The following is a 16,889-nucleotide window of genomic DNA, read 5'->3' as shown; positions in this document are numbered from 1 at the left end:
CTGAGCAGTGTTCTCGGTTCCGCGGAGGTTTCCGCCGCTCACGCGGCGATCCGCTCGGCGCCGTCCGCCGTGATGCCCTTGGTCGAGGCGATCACGTTCTTCAGCTTCTTGGACAGTGCCTCATAGAACATGCTCAGCGGAAACTCGTCCGGAAGCACGTCATCGACGAGTTTCCGGGGCGGCTGTGTCACATCCAGGGCCTCGGGGCCCTTGGCCCACTTCGAGCCCGGGTGCGGGGAGAGGTACGTGGAGACCAGCTCGTATCCGGCGAACCAGTGGACGAGCTTGGGGCGGTCGATGCCGTCGCGGTACAGCCGCTCGATCTCGGCGCACAGCTCGTTGGTGACCCGCGGGGCGCGCTCCCAGTCGATGGTCAGCTTGTTGTCGGTCCAGCGGACGACATCGTGCTTGTGCAGGTAGGCGAAGAGGAGCTGGCCGCCGAGGCCGTCGTAGTTGCGCACGCGCTCGCCGGTGACCGGGAAGCGGAACATACGGTCGAAGAGCACCGCGACCTGCACGTCACGGGCCTGCGGGACGCCCTCGCCCGACAGTTTCACGGCCTCCTTGAAGGCGGTGAGGTCACAGCGCAGCTCCTCCAGGCCGTACATCCAGAACGGCTGCCGCTGCTTGATCATGAACGGGTCGAAGGGCAGGTCGCCGTGGCTGTGGGTGCGGTCGTGGACCATGTCCCACAGGACGAACGCCTCCTCGCAGCGCTTCTGGTCGTGGACCATCGCGGCGACGTCCTCGGGCAGCTCGAGGCCCAGGATGTCGACCGCGGCGTCGGTCACCCGGCGGAATCGGGCGGCCTCGCGGTCGCAGAAGATGCCGCCCCAGCTGAACCGCTCGGGTGCCTCGCGCACGGCGATGGTCTCGGGGAACAGGACGGCGGAGTTGGTGTCGTAGCCGGCCGTGAAGTCCTCGAACTTGATGCCGCAGAACAGCGGGTTGTCGTAGCGCGTGCGCTCCAGTTCGGCCAGCCAGTCCGGCCAGACCATGCGCAGCACGACCGCTTCGAGGTTGCGGTCCGGGTTGCCGTTCTGCGTGTACATCGGGAAGACGACCAGGTGCTGGAGGCCGTCCGCGCGGCTCGCGGCGGGCTGGAAGGCCAGCAGGGAGTCGAGGAAGTCGGGCACCTGGAAGCCGCCGTCGGCCCACCGGCGCAGGTCCTTGACCAGGGCCTCGTGATAGGCGGCGTCGTGCGGGAGCAGCCGGGAGAGCTCCAGTACCGCGTCGGCGGCCCCGCGGACGGCCAGCTCGGCGTCGCCGGGGTCCGGCGCGCCCTCGGCGTCGAAGTCGATCGACCCGTCCTTGGACTGCCATGGCCGGATCCGCTCCACGGCATCCTTGAGCACGGGCCATGCCGGGTGCTCCACCACCCTGGCCACGGGAGGAACCAGGTCCTCCGAACCCACCTGCACAAGAATTTCCGTCATGTCCCACCTTCCACGGGAGAATCTCGCGTACCTCGACCGTATACACACGAGGTTCCTCCCAGCAAGGGCAGTCTCCGAAAATTATCCTGCCTCACCCTGGGCTTCGCCGCACTTTTTCCTGCCGGTCATGCTTCTGCCCGTATGTACGCCGACCATGCCCTCGCCCTCTGCAGAGGGCGGGTACAGGCGATACGGTCCAGGTGGGCCGTAAGGCCCCCAGTGCCGCCTGTCGACGGAAGAGAGTCGCGTCTTGAACTTCCTCACCATCGGTCACCGCGGAATCATGGGTGTGGAACCCGAGAACACCCTCCGGTCCTTCGTCGCCGCCCAGGAGGCCGGCCTCGACGCCATCGAACTCGACCTGCATCTGAGCAAGGACGGCGCGCTCGTCGTCATGCACGACACGGACGTGGACCGCACGACCGACGGCAGCGGGCCCATCGCCGAGAAGACCCTGGCCGAGCTGCGCGCCCTGGACGCGGGCCGGGGCGAGCGGGTGCCGGTGTTCGAGGAGGTTCTGGAGGCCGTCCAGTCACCGCTCCAGGCGGAGATCAAGGACGCGCAGGCGGCGCGGGCGCTGGCCGAGGTGATGAACCGGCGCGGGCTGGCCGGCCGGGTGGAGGTGTCCTCGTTCCACGACGAGGCGATCGCCGAGATCAAGCCACTGGTGCCGGGTGTGCGTACCGCGCTGATCGCCAGCCGCTACGGCACCGACATCGTGGACCGCGCCGTCGCGGTGGGCGCCGAGACCGTCTGCCTGAACATCCGGCGGCTCACCCTGGAGACCGTGGAGCGCGCCCGCAAGGCCGACCTGAAGATCATCGGCTGGGTGGTCAATACGCAGGACCATCTGCGGCTCGTGAGGGCGTTCGGCCTGGACGGCGCGACCACCGACCACCCGGACATCAAGCGCACGGGCCGCTTCACGGCCTAGCCGAGCTTCTTGACCAGCAGCTCGAACTTCAGGTCGTCGCGCTGGGGGATGCCGAAGCGCTCGTCGCCGTACGGGAAGGGGGTCATCCGGCCCGTACGGCGGTAGCCGCGCCGCTCGTACCAGGCGATGAGGTCGTCGCGTACGGATATCACGGTCATGTGCATCTCCGTCACGCCCCACGTGGCGCGGGCCAGGCCCTCCGCCTCCGCGATGATCACCTTGCCGAGGCCCTCGCCCTGGAGCCGGGGGCTGACCGCGAACATCCCGAAGTAGGCGTGGTCGCCGCGGTGCTCGAGCTGGCAGCACGCGACGATCCCGCCGTCCCGCTCCACGGTCAGCAACCGGCTGTCGGCCGACTTGATGACGGCCAGCACGCCCTCCGGGTCGGTCCGCTGCCCCTCGAGAATGTCGGCCTCGGTGGTCCACCCGGCCCGGCTGTCGTCACCCCGGTACGCCGACTCGATCAGCGCGACCAGCTCGTCCACATCGGCGTCGGTGGCATCACGGAAGGTCAGTCCGGTGTCGGCGGTGTCGGCGGTGTCCATGGGCGTACGTCTCCGTTTCGGGGCGTGGCTCGGGCAGGGAAGAGAGTAGCGCCGCCACTAGGCTCTCGTGCATGGTGCATGTACTCAGCAGCCGGATCCTGCTCCGCCCGTCCGACCCCGAGCGGTCCCGTGCCTTCTACGGCGAACAGCTGGGCCTCGCCGTCTACCGGGAGTTCGGCACGGGTGCCGAGCGCGGCACGGTCTACTTCACGGGCGGTGGCTTCCTCGAGGTCGCGGGCCGGTCCGAGACTCCCCCGTCACCCGCCGTACGGCTCTGGCTCCAGGTCGACGACGTGGCCTCGGCGGAGCAGGAGCTGCGGGCGAAGGGCGTCGAGATCGTGCGGCCGCCGGTGAAGGAGCCGTGGGGCCTGGTCGAGATGTGGATCGCGGACCCGGACGGGACGCCGATCGTGCTGGTCGAGGTCCCGGCGGACCACCCCATGCGGCACCGGCCCGGCATCTGAGGTCACCCGGGGCGGTGCTCCCAGCCCCGGTCGGTACGGGTCAATTCGTGGAAGCCCGCGCCCGTCAGGAGGTCGAGCCTGGCGCTGTCGGCGGCCGTTTCGTAGGCGACGAGCCGGTCCACGCCGCACAGGCGGAGCCAGTCGGCGGCCTCGGCCAGAAGCCAGCGCTCCAGGCCGGTGCCGTGCTGCGCGGGGTCGACGTGGAGGTTGCCGATGTCGGCCAGGCCCGCCGCGCGGGCGTGCCGTTCGGGGCGGGCCAGGGCCGTGTCCACCTCGACGAAGCCGAGGGCGCGCGCGTCGGCGCAGGCCGTGAATCGGGTGCCGCACTCCCCCAGTGTGCGTTCGACCGTGACGCCCGGCCGGGGTTCGTGCGCCGGCAGGTCGGCGACCCGGGCGATCAGGATGACCTCGGTGTCGCCGATGTGCTGGAATCCCGCGCGTTCGTAGACGGCCCGGATGTGGGGCCAGTTGCGGGGCAGGCCGTAGACGAGCGGGGCGGGCAGTGCGCCGTCGGCGTACCGGACGCGGACGTTCCAGCGGGCCAGCTGTGCCAGGCACGCCCGCATCAGCAGGTCGGCGGCCCGGTCGGTGTCCGGCCAGTGCGACGCCGTCGGGCGGTGGACGAACCAGTTGATCTCCGCGACGTCCCGATAGGTCTCGCCGACCTCGGCGTCCGCACGGTAGCGGAGCAGATGGGCCGCGGCGACGACGCACCGGCGCTGCTCGGCGACGAGCGTCGTCCGCTCGGCCACCCACGGGTCGGTGATGAACTCGCCGGGCTGCCGCTCCAGCTCGCCGAGAACGGTGTTCACGGAGACGGAGACGCCTGGGACGACCGCCGCCACGTGCGTGTTGACCAGGTCGGTGAGCTGGTCGCGGTCGGCTCGGCGGAAGGGGCGCACCTCGAGTGCGGGCATGGGGTACCTCCGGGCGGGTGAAAAAGCTGGAGGCCGCCACGCGGTGCGGTACGGGGTGAGGCTACGTCGGGGCCGGTGCGGCACGCCAGTGGGGGCAGACGCCCCCACCCGGTCCCGTTCAAGCCCGCAGCGCGCCCAGGCGTCCCTCCAGCTGGCTCAGCAACTCACCGAGCAGAGCTGCGAGTTCGCCCTGCCCGGGGGCGTCCAGGCCGGACAGGGCCGCTGTCTCGTAGGCGAGCTGGGCGGGCAGGACGCCGTCGACGAGTTCACGTCCGGCGTCGGTGAGGCGGAGGTGGGCGACGCGGCGGTCGCGGCTGTCGATCCGGCGTTCCACCAGGCCGCGTTCGGTCAGCTGCTTGAGGCGTTTGGTGACGGCGGCGCCCGAGGAGAAGGTCTCCCGGGCCAGCTCCCCCGGGGTCAGTTCGTGCCCGGTGCGGCGCAGCGCGCCCAGCAGATCGAACTCCGGACGGCTCAGACCCGCCCGGCGCAGCGGCGCGTCCTCGGCCTGCTGCAGAAGGGCGGCACAGCGGTTGATCCGGCCGATGACCTCCATCGGCCCGGTGTCGAGCCCGGGGTGCACGGCCTGCCACTGCCGCACGACACCGGCAACGGTGTCGCCCCGCCGGCCACCGGCCGGGTCGCCTTCGACCACGGGGACATCGTCGGCAGGCTGCTCCCCGGCCTCGTGGGCCCCGGCGGCCAGGTCCCCTCCGGCCGTCCGCGCCCGGTCGGCCGTACGCCCCTCGGCGAGGTCGTCCCCCGGCCGTCGGGCCCCGGACGCCGGCTGCGGCCCGGGTTCCGGGTCGTCCCCCGTGGGCGATGGTCCTTCCGTCGCCGTCATGGCCGTGCGTCCTCCGTCTCCGTGCCCGTGCCCCGCTCCGGGAGCAGCCCCTGGCGTCGTGCCGTAGCGGCGAGCGTACGGTGTCCGGACTGCTCGGCGAGCACGACCCGCTCCTGGGGCAGGGCGCGCTGCCACCATTCGCCGGCCGCGGCGTCCGCTGTGGCCCGCAGATCGGCCAGGGCGACGGCGAGGCCGCGGCGGGCCGACTCCAGGGCGGCGGAGCCGGGGTCCGGCTCGGCCAGGAGGCGGGCGGCGTACTCGCGGGCCCGGTCCGCGGTGGCCAGGGCCCGTTCGACACGGTCGCCCGCGCGCCGGTTGGTGACGGCCACGGCGGCGACGAAGCCGACCAGGGCACCGACGACGGTGTCCACGACGCGCTCCGTCATCAGCTCGCCGGGCTTCTGGAATCCGGCGAACTCGGTGATGAGCAGAGCCATGGGGGTCACGCAGACACTGCCGAGCCAGTAGTTGCGGCTGATCAGCACCTCGGCACCGAAGCTGAACACGAGGCAGCACAGCACGAGGACCGCCTGGTCCAGGTGCGCGAGCGGTGCGACGGCCGCGAAGACGAGCACGCCGACGACGTTGCCGACGACCCGCTGGACGGCCCGGCTCCAGGTCAGGGCGATGTTGGCCTGGTAGAGCGAGGCGGCGGTGACCAGCGCCCAGTAGGGGCGGCCGATTCCGAGGGCGAGGGAGGCGTAGCCGGCGAGTGCGCAGCCGAGCGCTGTGCGCACCGCGAGCGGGGTCAGGGGGCCGAGCCGCGCCCAGAGGGAGCGGGCCGCGTCCACACCGAGCAGTTCGTCCGCGGCCGCCCGGGGCAGACCGGCCTGCGGGACGGGACCGGTACCGCGCAGCGCGCGGGCCCACGCGCCCAGCCGGCCGGCATCCGACTCCGTCGGTGCCGCGAGGGCGACCTCGGCCCGCACGACGAGCCGTTCGAGAGCGCGCCGGGTCCGAGAAGGTGCGCCGGTGGACAGCAGCGACTGCCAGGCGGCCTGGACGGCGGCGTAGCCGGCGGCACGGGCCCGGGCATGGCCCTCGCCCGTGCCGCCCGTTTCGGCGTAGGCGGCCGCGGCCTTCAGCGCACTGGCCGTGGCACGGCGCTCCGGGCCGTGCGGCCGGACCAGTGCGGGCGCCATGCAGACCAGCCAGGCCCAGGCACCCGTCGCGGCGGCCAGAGCCAGATGGCCGGGGACCCGGTCGAGCGTCTGCGGTGCGAACAGTGAGGCGGAGCTGACGAATGTGAGGACGACATTGCCCGGCGGGCCGACCCGGGTGGCGTCGCACAGCACCTTCTGCGCGGCGGCCAGCAGGGCACCGACCGTGACCAGCACGACGGCGCTGCCGGTGAGCGAGGCGGCGACCAGGGCGACGGCGAGCCCGCCGAGCATGCCGAGCACTACCCACACCAGGGTCCCGGCCCGGGCGGCGTAGGGGCGGTTGTGGGCGTAGAGCGCGCACAGGGACCCGGCCATCGTGTACATCGCCAGGTCGAGCCGGCCGAGCGCCAGGAGGGTGAGGTTGGGCGGGGCGATCGCCGCGACCACGCTCAGCGCGGGCTTGAACCAGATCTCGGAGGGCCGGCCGACGCGCAGCACACCCGCCAGCGGGAGTCGCCGGGCGTGCGGGGAGACGGGTATGGGTTTCGCGCTGCTCATTCCCACAAGATTAGCAGGTGTTTTACTCGTGAAACATAATCATCAGACATAGGCGCTCACCTGGTGTGCTCCGTCGAATGCTCCCCGTGTACACCCTTGCGCTCGCGTGCGCGCCGCATGGCCCGGGCATCGAATGACCGACTGTCGAGCGGGGAGGTGCGCGTGCACGGACCGGCTTCGTCCGGCTGGCTGCTGGTGACGCTCTGCGCGGCGACCGGCGCCTACTGCCTGGTGCGGATGCGCAGCGGCGGCGAGGCGCTGATGGGGTTCGGGATGGCGGCGATGGCGGTTCCGGCGGCGGTGTTCTCCCCGCCCTCGTGGGCGTGGCTCGCGTACGCGTTCGTGTTCGGGGCGGCAGCGGTCCACGCGCTGTGGGCGGCGCGTGCCGGGGCGCACCATCTGCATCATCTGGCGGGAGCCGCCGCGATGGTCTACATGTCCGTCGTCATGGCTGGCTCTCCCGCACACGCGCACGGTCAGGGCGGATCGGGAGTTCCGCTGCTGACGGGGGCGTTGCTGCTGTACTTCGCCGGATACGTGCTGCTGACCGGCGTCCGGCTGGTGCCGGTGCCCGCCGTGGCCGGGAGCGGGGCCGCGAGCGGCGGGTCCGCCGGGTGGGGCGACCGGCCGGAGCTGGCACGGGCCTGCCGGCTGTCCATGGGGATCGCGATGGTGACCATGCTGCTGACGCTGTGAGCAGGAACGCCTCGTGGCACCGCGCGGATCGCCGTACGGATCCGTTGCCTGCGTCACTTCGGCGGCGCAAGTCGTACCCCTGGGCGGCGCCGCGCTCATAGGCTGCCTCCCATGATGCTCCCCGCGGCACTGTTGCTGCTCGGCGCCCTGACCGCCGTGATGGCTCCCCGGCTGCTCGCCCGGGCCAACTGGCCCGATCGTGAGCCGGTGGTGGCGCTGTGGGTGTGGCAGTGCGCGGTGGCGGCCGTGCTCGTGTGCTGTGCGCTGTCCATGACGCTCAGCGCTGCGGCGGCCTGGCACGCGGTCGGCGGGCATGTCTTCGCGACGGCGCCGAGCGCCGCCGTCGAGGCCTATGCCCTCGGTACGGCGGGCCCTTGGGCGGCGACCACGGCGGTGGCGCTGGCCTGTGGAGGTCTGTGGAGCGCGGCGATGCTGGTCCGCGAGGTCGGCCGGGCGCGCGCCCGGCGCCGCAGCCGGCGCGCCGATCTGCTGGTCGGGGCGCCGCTGCTGCCGGGCGAGGTGGCCCTGTCCGGCCGGCTCGTCGTCCTGGAGAGCGAGCGACCCGACGCCTGGTGGCTGCCCGGCACTCCGCCTCAACTGGTCGTCACCACGGCCGCGTTGCGCCGGCTGAAGGGACGGCAGCTGGATGCCGTGCTCGCCCATGAGCAGGGGCACGCGCGGGCCCGGCACGACTGGCTGCTGAACTGTTCCTCGGCCCTGGCGGGCGGCTTTCCGCAGGTGCCGGTGTTCGCCGCGTTCCGCGACGAGATGCACCGCCTGGTCGAACTCGCCGCCGACGACACGGCCTCCCGCCGCTTCGGACGCCTCACCACGGCCCTGGCGCTGGTCGAACTGAACGAGCACCGCGGTGTGTTCGGCCCCTGCCCGACGCCGCAGGCCCATGTCCCGGCGCGGGTGCACCGCTTGCTCACTCCCCCGGACCGGCTGACCGCGGCACACCGTCTGCGGCTGACGGCGGCGGCCGCGCTGGTGCCCGTGGTGCCGGTGCTGCTGGCGTTCGTACCGGGGCTGCGGGCGCTGGGATAGCCGGCGCATGTGACACGGGCGCGAGGCTTTCGATGTGGCCGAAGTCCGTGGTTTTGGATCCGAAGATCACCACCGCACTGGATCCGGAGCCCCGGGTTCGGCGAGGATCGCATCATGCACACCCCGTCCGTGGACTCCCCGCCCCGTCCCGAGCACCGCACCGCCGCCGGTTCCGCCGGTGTCCTGGCCCTGTGCTCGGCTCTGCTTCTGACCCTGGTCGCGGTCAGATGGAGCCCGTTGATCACCACGGACGAGGACATCTCCGGCACCACCCACCGCTGGGCGGTCGACGAAGCCGGCATCACCCAGGCGTTCCGCATCCTGACGGACTGGGTGTGGGATCCGTGGACGATGCGTCTGCTGTGCGCGGCGGTCGTCGTCTGGCTCCTCGTGCGGCTCGCGGCGCGCTGGACGGCGGCGTGGCTGGCACTGGCCGTCACGCTGGGCACACTGCTGCAGCAGGGCCTCAAGGCGGCTGTGGACCGGCCCCGCCCGGTCTGGCCCGACCCCGTCGACTCGGCCCACTATTCGGCCTACCCGTCGGGCCACGCCATGACCGCCACGGTCGTGTGCGGCCTCCTGCTGTGGCTCCTGCACCGTCACGGTGTGAGCCGTGCCGTGTGGCGTACGGCCCTGATCGTGGCCGTCGTCTCCGTGGTCGGGGTCGGGCTGACCCGGATCTGGCTGGGTGTCCACTGGCCGTCGGACGTGGTGGGCGGCTGGCTGCTGGGCGCGACGGTGGTGGCCCTGGCGGTGTGGGGGCACCAGCGCGCCGGCATCGGAGAACACCCGCGGGAGTCAGGAGCGCCCTCGTAGGATCACCCCATGACCGCCGTGCTGTTCGACTTCTCCGGGACCCTCTTCCGTGTCGAGTCCACCGACTCCTGGCTGCGCGGCACCCTGGCCGGGACCGCGATCCGGCTCGCGGAGGCGGAGATGGCCGCCGCGGCGCGTGCGCTGGAGGCCGCGGGGGCGCTGCCGGGCGGTGGCGATCCCGCCCGGGTGCCCAAGGAACTGGCCGACGCCTGGCAGATCCGGGATCAGAGCGCCGAGCTGCACCGGGCCGCCTACACCGGCGTCTCCCGCCAGGTCACGCTGCCCGACCCGGCGTTGCACGACGCGCTGTACGAGCGCCACATGGACCCGGCCGCGTGGGCCCCGTACCCGGACGCCGTCGAGGTGCTCCGTACGCTGCGCGAGCGGGGCATCCCGGTCGGGGTGGTCAGCAACATCGGCTGGGACCTGCGCCCGGTCTTCCGCACGCACGGCCTGGACCCCTACATCGACGTGTACGTCCTGTCGTACGAGCACGGCATCCAGAAGCCCGACCCGCGGCTGTTCGCCGCCGCCTGTGAGGCGCTGGGCGCCGATCCCCGCCGGACGCTGATGGTCGGCGACGACCGCAGGGCGGACGGCGGTGCCACGGCTCTGGGCTGCGGGGTGCACTTCGTGGACCATCTGCCGGTGACCGACCGGCCGGACGGGCTGCGCCCGGTGCTGGACCTGGTGAGCTGAGGGTTTCACCGCCGGAAAAAGCAGCCCGAGGCGACCATCCGGTCCAGCTCGCCCGCCTCGGACGATCCCCCGTGTCGCCCGAGGCAGACGGCATCCCCGGCTGGGACCGCGCGGCCCCGGCCGGACGCTCCGAGTATAGTTGGCTGGCAGCCAGTCAACGCAGGAGTTTCAGCATGTCCCCGCGCAGCGCCTCGGTCAATGAAGAGTTGCGGAGACGTTCGAAGGAGCGGCTTCTGCAGGCGGCGGTCGAGCTGGTCGACGAGCGCGGGTTCGAGGCGACGACGCTCGGCGACATCGCCGACCGGGCGGGTTCGGCGCGCGGTCTGGTCTCGTACTACTTCCCCGGCAAGCGCCAGCTCGTGCAGTCCGCCGTGCACCGGCTGATGCACCGCACGCTGGAGGAGGCGCTGGAGCGCGAGCCGCGCACCGAGGACGGCCGGGAGCGGATGGCGCGGGCCATCGACGCGATCCTGGGCCTGGCCGGGGACCGGCCCGTGCTGATGCGCCAGCACATGGCCGGGCTGCTGCAGGCCGAGGGCTTCGTGCCCTGCCCGGAGCAGCGGCGGCTGGCCGAACTGCTGCGGGACACCGTCGCCCGGCTCGGGTCGCGGGACGTCGACAGCGACTACCCGATGCTGCGCGCCCTGCTGATGGGCGCCGTGTACGCGGCGCTGGTGCCGGGGGTGCCGATGCCGGTCCCGGTGCTGCGGGCGGAGTTGTTCGAGCGCTACCGGCTCGACTGGGAGCTGGGTGTCCCGCCGGAGACCGGAGCCTCCGACGGGACGGGTGACAGGGATCTGTCACGGTTCTTCGCGACCGGGGCCGCATCGGGGCACGGCCCGGAGGGTCAGTCGAAGTAGTCCGGCTGCGTCTGCACGTTGAGTTCGCGCATGTGGACCTTGCGGGCCGGGTCCGTGCGCCGGTCGTCGATCTTCAGGACGTCGAAGCCCCTGGCGTACTCGTTCGACCAGATGTAGCCGTTGTAGTAGTACGCCGACCACGAGCCGCCCGACTTGATCGTGTCCGTGGTCAGCGGGCCGCGGTCGAAGTAGGCGATCTCCTTCGGGTTGCTCGAGTCGGTGAAGTCCCAGACGGAGACACCGCCCTGGTACCAGGCCTGGACCATCAGGTCCTTGCCCTTGACCGGGATCAACGAGCCGTTGTGGGCCACGCAGTTCTCGGTGTCCGCCTGGTGGCGCGGGATCTTGAAGTAGCTGCGGAAGACGAGCTTGCGCTTGTCGCCCTTGCCGACGATGTCGTAGATGCCGTCGGCGCCGCGGTTCGGTCCGATCTCCGCGTTGCAGGTGGCCGCTCCGCCGCCGCCCAGCTCATCGGTGTAGACGACCTTGTCGGCCTTCTGGTTGAAGGTCGCCGAGTGCCAGAACGCGAAGTTGACGTTGTCCTGAACGCGGTCGATGACCTTCGGGCGTTCCGGGTCCTTGATGGAGAAGAGGATGCCGTCGCCCATGCAGGCGCCCGCGGCCAGGTCCTTCGACGGCAGCACGGTGATGTCGTGGCAGCCGGTAGTCTTGGAGACGCCCGGGTTGGTGGGTCCGCCCGGGTTGCCGCCGCCGTCCGGCCCCTCACCGGGGAACAGTACGGGGAAGCCCACGACCTTCGCCTTCTCGGGGGCGTTGCGCGGCACCTTGATGACGGAGATGCCGTCGTGCGGCGGCCGGCAGTCGGGGTAGGCCGCGTTCGGCGAGTACGAGGAGACGTACACGTAGACGTTCCGGCGCTCGGGCACCAGCGTGTGGGTGTGCGAGCCGCAGGCGGTCTCGACGGCGGCGACGTACCTCGGGTTGCGCTTGTCGCTGATGTCGAAGACCTTCATGCCCTCCCACGAGGACTTCTCGGTCGCCGGCTGCGTGGTGCTGGTGCAACTGCTGTCGCTGCGCGAGGAGTCGGTGGACAGGAACAGCAGGTTGCCGGAGACGGAGATGTCGTTCTGCGAGCCGGGGCACAGCACCTGGGCGACGGTCTTCGGTGCCTTGGGGTTGCTGATGTCGAAGATGCGGAAGCCGTCGTAGTTGCCCGCGAACGCGTACCTGCCCTGGAAGGCGAGGTCCGAGTTCGTGCCCTGGAGCACGTCCTTGGGGACGAATGCCAGGTGCTGGATGTTGTCGGAGTGGACGATCTCGTCCTGGGCGGGTATCTCGCCCTTCTCGATGGCCTCACGGACCTCGGCCTGGGCGCTCTTGGAGACCTTCTTCGGCGCGGGCGGCGCGTCCCCCGGGTCGGGGGTGGCCCCTGCCGGTGCCGCTGTGAGGAGCGCGGCCAGCAGTCCACCGGCGGCCGCGAGGACGCCCAGGCGTCTGCGGCGTGTTCTGCGGTCGTTCAACAGGATCACTGTTTTCCTCCCTGGTTCCGTTCACTGCGGAACGGTTCACGCACCACGCAGTATCGTCTTCGCCATGCACATACCAATAGAGGGCAACAGGATCGCAATGAAGTTTTGAGATCAATGACCCGCGGAAGCGTGCCAGTACGCCGTCCGCAACACGAGGTGCGTCCCAACCCGCCCGTCACAGGAGGTCGTTGTGCTCTTCCGCCGCGTGTCTCGTGCGTCCGTCGTCACGACGGGGCTGGTCGCCCTGGCCGTGCTCTCGGCCGGGGGCTGTGACTCCGGTCCGGACCGGAAGCCGGCCGCCGCCGACGGGCCCGCCGTGATCGCGCCGGGCGAGCCGGGTGAAGCGAACCGCACCCTGTCCGCCGAAGAAGCCGCCGAGCAGAACCCGGAGAACGACTCCCCCAACGCGGCGGACGTCTCCTACGCCCGGATGATGATCGAGCACCACACGCAGGCCCTGGTGATGACCGAACTCGTCCCGAAGCGGGCCGAGTCGAAGGACGTGAAGCGGATCGCCGAGCGCGTCGCGGGCGGCCAGAAGCCCGAGATCGAGGCCATGAAGGGCTGGCTGAAGTCGCACGGCAAGCCGCTGGAGGCCGAGCGGCACGAGCACGCCACGATGCCCGGCATGGCGACCGAGGCCCAGCTGAAGAAGCTCCGCGCGGCCGACGGCAAGGCCTTCGACCACCTCTTCCTGACCCTGATGACGACCCATCACCAGGGCGCGATCACCATGGCCACGGAGGTGAAGGGGCAGGGCAACAACATCCGCGTCGAGGAGATGGCCGACGAGGTGATCGCCCAGCAGACCAGCGAGATCACGCGGATGCGGGACATGCTCTGAGCGGACTCCCGGTCCGCGGTCGTGCCCCGGGCAGGCCCGCTGGGCCCGGCCCGCTCAGCGCCGTGCGCGGCGCGGTGCCAGCAGGCCCGCGTCCCGGGCCTGGCCGATCAGCCTCAGCGACTTGCGGCGGCTGTGCCCGGTCGCGCACATCACGGCGAGCACCGGGTCGGCACCGTCCTGCTGGGCCGCGCGGTACTCCTGGGCCACCAGCCATCGCCCCTCCGCGCCGCGCGGCCAGACCGGCCGGGCCCGGCGCCCCGGGCCGGCGCAGTCCTCGGAGTCCGGGCCCGCACCGGCGCCGCACGCCTCGGCCAGCGATTCCTCGAACCAGTCGGCGAGCACCGCCAGGTCGTCGAGGGACAGCGCGGGCTGGGCGCGTACCTCCTCGACCCCGACGCATCCGCCGGCCACGACCGCCAGCGCGTCGACGTGGGCGCCGTCCGTGAAGGCGAGCCGGACGTCGAACCACCGCGTGGCGTCCTCGTTCTCCCACACTTCCCACGCGGGCCGCACGGATACCGCGCCGTCCACCGAAGAGCGATCAGAAAGATTAAGAAAGGATGCTTCCAGCACACACGGAACGTAACCGCATGATCACATTCGCTATAGATCCGACACGCGCCCCGGTCGGAGCACTGCACCCTGTCAGCGGAGCCCGGCCGGTGCGATGCTGGAGACATCAGCGCTCTCCTGAGATCCCCCGGGATCTGACGGGTAAGGAGTTCCGCCGTGCTGCGAGTCGCCGTCGTAGGCTCCGGGCCGAGCGGGTGCTACACCGCCCAGAGCCTCGTCCAGCTGGACTCCGAGGTTCGCGTCGACGTCCTGGACCGGCTGCCGTGCCCGTACGGCCTGGTCCGCTACGGCGTGGCACCCGACCACGAGAAGATCAAGTCGCTGCAGAACAATCTGCGCGCGGTCCTGGAGCACGACCGGGTCCGGTTCCTCGGCGGTGTACAGGCGGGCCCCGGCGGGGTCCCCGCCGCCCGGCTGCGGGAGCTCTACCACGCGGTGGTGTACTGCGTGGGCGCCGCGACCGACCGGCATCTGGGCATTCCCGGGGAGGACCTGCCGGGGAGCTGGTCGGCGACGCAGTTCGTGTCCTGGTACAGCGCCCACCCGGACGCCGTGGACGGTGGTTTCCTGCGGGACGCGCGGTCGGCCGTGGTCATCGGCGTGGGGAACGTCGCAGTGGATGTCACCCGGATGCTGGCCCGGGGGCTGGCCGAGCTCAGCCCGACCGACATGCCGCAGGCGGCGCTCACCGCGCTGGCGGCGAGCCGGGTGACCGAGATCCACATGGTGGGCCGGCGCGGCCCGTCCCAGGCCCGCTTCACCACCAAGGAACTGCGCGAGCTGGGCACCCTGCCGGGGACGGACGTCGTCGCGGACCCGGCGGAGCTGACGGCGGACCCGGGGTACACGGACCCGTCCGAGCTGCCCGCCCCGCAGCGGCGCAACGTGGAGGTGCTGCGCGGCTGGGCCGAGTCCCCGCCGGCCGGCGCCCCGCACCGGATCCGCCTGCGCTTCTTCCTCCGCCCGGTCGAACTGCTCGCCGAGCAGGGCCACGTGGGCGCGGTGCGGTTCGAGCGGACGGCACCGGACGGGCACGGCGGCATGACGGGCACGGGCCGGTACGAGGACATCGAGGCGCAGTTGGTGCTGCGTTCGGTCGGCTACCTCGGGGTGCCGATGGAGGGTCTGCCGTTCGACGCCAGGACCGGCACTGTTCCGAACCTGGCCGGACGGGTCCTGCGCGAGGGTGTCGTCACGCCGGGCGAGTACGTGGCCGGCTGGATCAAGCGCGGCCCGACGGGTGTGATCGGCACGAACCGCCCCTGTGCGAAGGAGACGGCGACATCCCTCCTGGAGGACGCCCCGCTCCTCGCCGCCAAGGATGTCCCCGAGGACACGCTCACGGCCCTGCGGGCGGAGGGAATCGACCCGGTCGAATGGACGGGCTGGCAGTCGATCGAGCGGGCGGAGGCGGAGCTGGGAGCGTCACTCGGACGCGGAGTGGTCAAGCTCCCCGACTGGCGGTCCCTGATGGAGGCCGCGCACAGCAGGGTTCCTTAAGGCGCAAGCCTCCCGGCCTGCCTCCCCGCCGCGTCGAGCAGCGCATCCAGCAACCCCGGAAACAGCCCCTCCAGATCATCCCACCGCAGCCCGTTCATCTTCGCCGTCCCCCGGTAGACCTGCCGGATCACCCCACTCTCCCGCAACACCCGGAAGTGATGCGTGGTCGTGGACTTCGTCACCGGCAGGTCGAAGTGCGAACAGGACAACTCCCCGCTCACCGCGGCAAGCTCCCGCACGATCCGCAACCGCATGGGATCGGAGAGCGCGTGCAGCACATCCTCCAGCCGGATCTCGTCGCGCTCGGGATGCGGCAGGGCGCGGCTGCTCACGGCGGGGGACGTCACGGCGACTCCACTTCCTAGGGGACCTCCATAGTACGAGAACCCTCGTAGTTTGACATCCACCGTACTACGATGCCTATCGTACGAGTCGACACCGGCCCTGTGACGAAATGGAGTCCGCCGTGACCGCGCTCTTCGAGCCCTACACCCTGCGCGATGTGACGATCCCGAACCGCGTGTGGATGCCCCCGATGTGCCAGTACTCGGCGGCACCGGAGGGCCCGGAGGCCGGCGCCCCCCACGACTGGCACTTTGCGCACTACGCCGCCCGCGCGGCCGGCGGCACGGGCCTGATCATCGTCGAGGCCACCGCCGTCTCCCCGGAGGGCCGCATCTCCCCGTACGACCTCGGCATCTGGAACGACGCACAGGTGGAGGCGTTCCGCCGCATCACCCGCTTCCTGGCGGAGCAGGGCACGGTGCCCGCGATCCAGCTCGCACACGCCGGCCGCAAGGCCTCGACGGACCAGCCCTGGAAGGGCGGCGCCCCGGTCGGCCCGGACGCGTACGGGTGGGACTCCGTGGCACCGAGCCCCCTCGCGTTCGACGAGAAGCACCCGGTCCCGGCCGAGCTGACCGCCGACCAGATCAAGGACATCGTCGGGCAGTTCGCGGCCGCCGCCCGCCGCGCCCTCGCCGCCGGTTTCGAGGTCGCCGAGATCCACGGCGCCCACGGCTACCTGATCAACGAGTTCCTCTCCCCGTACTCCAACCACCGCACCGACGCCTACGGCGGCTCGTACGAGAACCGTGTCCGCTTCGCCCTCGAAGTGGTGGACGCCGTACGGGAGGTGTGGCCGGACGACAAGCCGCTGTTCTTCCGTATCTCGGCGACCGACTGGCTCGCGGACGGCGGCTGGACCGCCGACGACACCGTCCGCTTCGCCGCCGACCTGCGGGCCCACGGCATCGACCTGCTGGACGTCTCCAGCGGCGGCAACGCCTCCGATGCCCGGATCCCCACCGGCCCCGGCTACCAGGTGCCCTTCGCCGCCCGGGTGAAGGCCGAGACCCCCCTGCCGGTCGCCGCGGTGGGACTGATCACCGACGTCGAGCAGGCCGAGAAGATCCTGGCCAACAACGAGGCCGACGCGGTCCTGCTGGGCCGGGAACTGCTGCGCAACCCCTCGTGGGCCCGGCACGCGGCGCGGGAACTCGGCGGTGAGGTCCGGGTGCCTGACCAGTACCACCGGTCGGTCTGACCGGCACCCGGATCTCGGAG

Annotated in this window: 18 protein-coding genes; 10 read left to right on the top strand and 8 right to left on the bottom strand. The window is 71.6% G+C overall.

Features of this window, described 5'->3' with window-relative positions; all coding sequences use genetic code 11:
- Nucleotides 1-38: 38 nt before the first annotated feature.
- Entirely contained in the window at nt 39-1,436 is a 1,398-nt protein-coding gene (locus ACFT32_RS10275) for a DUF6421 family protein (protein WP_382487860.1), read from the bottom strand.
- Between the two features lie 250 nt (nt 1,437-1,686).
- Here ACFT32_RS10275 and ACFT32_RS10270 point away from each other — a divergent pair, with 250 nt between their 5' ends.
- A complete protein-coding gene (locus ACFT32_RS10270) occupies nt 1,687-2,370 on the top strand; it encodes a glycerophosphodiester phosphodiesterase (protein ID WP_382487859.1) in 684 nt (227 codons plus the stop codon).
- Here the strand turns inward: ACFT32_RS10270 and ACFT32_RS10265 are convergent.
- Nucleotides 2,367-2,915 (bottom strand): GNAT family N-acetyltransferase, encoded by a 549-nt coding sequence (locus ACFT32_RS10265; RefSeq protein ID WP_382487857.1) that lies wholly within the window; start codon nt 2,913-2,915, stop codon nt 2,367-2,369. The genes ACFT32_RS10270 and ACFT32_RS10265 overlap by 4 nt on opposite strands.
- A 71-nt stretch (nt 2,916-2,986) precedes the next feature.
- On the opposite strand from ACFT32_RS10265, the gene ACFT32_RS10260 reads away from it, so the two are divergent.
- Nucleotides 2,987-3,379: a VOC family protein gene (locus tag ACFT32_RS10260; protein ID WP_382487855.1), complete on the top strand. Its 393-nt coding sequence runs from the start codon at nt 2,987-2,989 to the stop codon at nt 3,377-3,379.
- Nucleotides 3,380-3,381: 2 nt separating this feature from the next.
- On the opposite strand, the gene ACFT32_RS10255 is transcribed toward ACFT32_RS10260, so the two are convergent.
- From ACFT32_RS10255 to ACFT32_RS10245, 3 genes are all read right to left on the bottom strand, one after another.
- Nucleotides 3,382-4,296, bottom strand: coding sequence for an N-acetyltransferase (locus ACFT32_RS10255; RefSeq protein WP_382487854.1), 915 nt, complete (start codon nt 4,294-4,296; stop codon nt 3,382-3,384).
- 118 nt (nt 4,297-4,414) lie between these two features.
- Complete coding sequence (locus tag ACFT32_RS10250) at nt 4,415-4,948, bottom strand: MarR family winged helix-turn-helix transcriptional regulator (RefSeq protein WP_382488851.1); 534 nt, start codon at nt 4,946-4,948, stop codon at nt 4,415-4,417.
- Between the two features lie 185 nt (nt 4,949-5,133).
- Nucleotides 5,134-6,798, bottom strand: a complete 1,665-nt coding sequence (locus ACFT32_RS10245) for an FUSC family protein (RefSeq protein ID WP_382487852.1) — start codon at nt 6,796-6,798, stop codon at nt 5,134-5,136.
- A 162-nt stretch (nt 6,799-6,960) separates the two neighbouring features.
- Here ACFT32_RS10245 and ACFT32_RS10240 point away from each other — a divergent pair, with 162 nt between their 5' ends.
- The 5 genes from ACFT32_RS10240 to ACFT32_RS10220 all read left to right on the top strand — a co-directional run bounded on the left by ACFT32_RS10240 (nt 6,961) and on the right by ACFT32_RS10220 (nt 10,916).
- A complete protein-coding gene (locus tag ACFT32_RS10240) occupies nt 6,961-7,494 on the top strand; it encodes a DUF5134 domain-containing protein (protein ID WP_382487850.1) in 534 nt (177 codons plus the stop codon).
- 111 nt (nt 7,495-7,605) lie between these two features.
- A complete protein-coding gene (locus ACFT32_RS10235) occupies nt 7,606-8,541 on the top strand; it encodes a M56 family metallopeptidase (RefSeq protein WP_382487848.1) in 936 nt (311 codons plus the stop codon).
- Nucleotides 8,542-8,655: 114 nt separating this feature from the next.
- Nucleotides 8,656-9,357, top strand: a complete 702-nt coding sequence (locus ACFT32_RS10230; RefSeq protein ID WP_382487846.1) for a phosphatase PAP2 family protein — start codon at nt 8,656-8,658, stop codon at nt 9,355-9,357.
- Between the two features lie 9 nt (nt 9,358-9,366).
- A complete protein-coding gene (locus ACFT32_RS10225) occupies nt 9,367-10,056 on the top strand; it encodes an HAD family hydrolase (RefSeq protein WP_382487844.1) in 690 nt (229 codons plus the stop codon).
- Nucleotides 10,057-10,229: 173 nt separating this feature from the next.
- A complete protein-coding gene (locus tag ACFT32_RS10220; protein WP_382487843.1) occupies nt 10,230-10,916 on the top strand; it encodes a TetR/AcrR family transcriptional regulator in 687 nt (228 codons plus the stop codon).
- Here ACFT32_RS10220 and ACFT32_RS10215 read toward each other — a convergent pair.
- A complete protein-coding gene (locus ACFT32_RS10215; RefSeq protein ID WP_382487841.1) occupies nt 10,904-12,406 on the bottom strand; it encodes an LVIVD repeat-containing protein in 1,503 nt (500 codons plus the stop codon). The two genes, ACFT32_RS10220 and ACFT32_RS10215, sit on opposite strands and share 13 nt — an antisense overlap.
- A gap of 190 nt (nt 12,407-12,596) precedes the next feature.
- Here ACFT32_RS10215 and ACFT32_RS10210 point away from each other — a divergent pair, with 190 nt between their 5' ends.
- A complete protein-coding gene (locus tag ACFT32_RS10210; RefSeq protein WP_382487839.1) occupies nt 12,597-13,250 on the top strand; it encodes a DUF305 domain-containing protein in 654 nt (217 codons plus the stop codon).
- A 54-nt stretch (nt 13,251-13,304) separates the two neighbouring features.
- Here ACFT32_RS10210 and ACFT32_RS10205 read toward each other — a convergent pair whose 3' ends face one another.
- Entirely contained in the window at nt 13,305-13,781 is a 477-nt protein-coding gene (locus tag ACFT32_RS10205; RefSeq protein ID WP_382487837.1) for a DUF6214 family protein, read from the bottom strand.
- A gap of 198 nt (nt 13,782-13,979) precedes the next feature.
- Here ACFT32_RS10205 and ACFT32_RS10200 point away from each other — a divergent pair, with 198 nt between their 5' ends.
- Nucleotides 13,980-15,323, top strand: coding sequence for an FAD-dependent oxidoreductase (locus ACFT32_RS10200; RefSeq protein ID WP_382487836.1), 1,344 nt, complete (start codon nt 13,980-13,982; stop codon nt 15,321-15,323).
- Here ACFT32_RS10200 and ACFT32_RS10195 read toward each other — a convergent pair.
- Nucleotides 15,320-15,670, bottom strand: a complete 351-nt coding sequence (locus ACFT32_RS10195) for an ArsR/SmtB family transcription factor (protein WP_382487834.1) — start codon at nt 15,668-15,670, stop codon at nt 15,320-15,322. The genes ACFT32_RS10200 and ACFT32_RS10195 overlap by 4 nt on opposite strands.
- 119 nt (nt 15,671-15,789) lie before the next feature.
- Between ACFT32_RS10195 and ACFT32_RS10190 the strand changes: the two genes are divergently transcribed.
- Entirely contained in the window at nt 15,790-16,869 is a 1,080-nt protein-coding gene (locus tag ACFT32_RS10190; protein WP_382487832.1) for an NADH:flavin oxidoreductase/NADH oxidase, read from the top strand.
- The last annotated feature ends 20 nt before the right edge of the window (nt 16,870-16,889 follow it).

Origin of the sequence: Streptomyces sp. NPDC057002 (assembly GCF_042673825.1) — a bacterium.
In the GTDB taxonomy this organism is placed as follows: Bacteria; Actinomycetota; Actinomycetes; order Streptomycetales; family Streptomycetaceae; genus Streptomyces.
The sequence above is the reverse complement of the archived record's forward strand: the minus strand, read 5'-3'. Positions and strand labels throughout refer to the sequence as shown.

Bases quoted from the DNA above. Each gene is read 5' to 3' on its own strand.
- ACFT32_RS10275 (WP_382487860.1), bottom strand. From the start codon at position 1,436: ATGACGGAAATTCTTGTGCAGGTGGGTTCGGAGGACCTGGTTCCTCCC.
- ACFT32_RS10265 (WP_382487857.1), bottom strand. From the start codon at position 2,915: ATGGACACCGCCGACACCGCCGACACCGGACTGACCTTCCGTGATGCC.
- ACFT32_RS10260 (WP_382487855.1), top strand. From the start codon at position 2,987: ATGGTGCATGTACTCAGCAGCCGGATCCTGCTCCGCCCGTCCGACCCC.
- ACFT32_RS10255 (WP_382487854.1), bottom strand. From the start codon at position 4,296: ATGCCCGCACTCGAGGTGCGCCCCTTCCGCCGAGCCGACCGCGACCAG.
- ACFT32_RS10245 (WP_382487852.1), bottom strand. From the start codon at position 6,798: ATGAGCAGCGCGAAACCCATACCCGTCTCCCCGCACGCCCGGCGACTC.
- ACFT32_RS10235 (WP_382487848.1), top strand. From the start codon at position 7,606: ATGATGCTCCCCGCGGCACTGTTGCTGCTCGGCGCCCTGACCGCCGTG.
- ACFT32_RS10230 (WP_382487846.1), top strand. From the start codon at position 8,656: ATGCACACCCCGTCCGTGGACTCCCCGCCCCGTCCCGAGCACCGCACC.
- ACFT32_RS10225 (WP_382487844.1), top strand. From the start codon at position 9,367: ATGACCGCCGTGCTGTTCGACTTCTCCGGGACCCTCTTCCGTGTCGAG.
- ACFT32_RS10220 (WP_382487843.1), top strand. From the start codon at position 10,230: ATGTCCCCGCGCAGCGCCTCGGTCAATGAAGAGTTGCGGAGACGTTCG.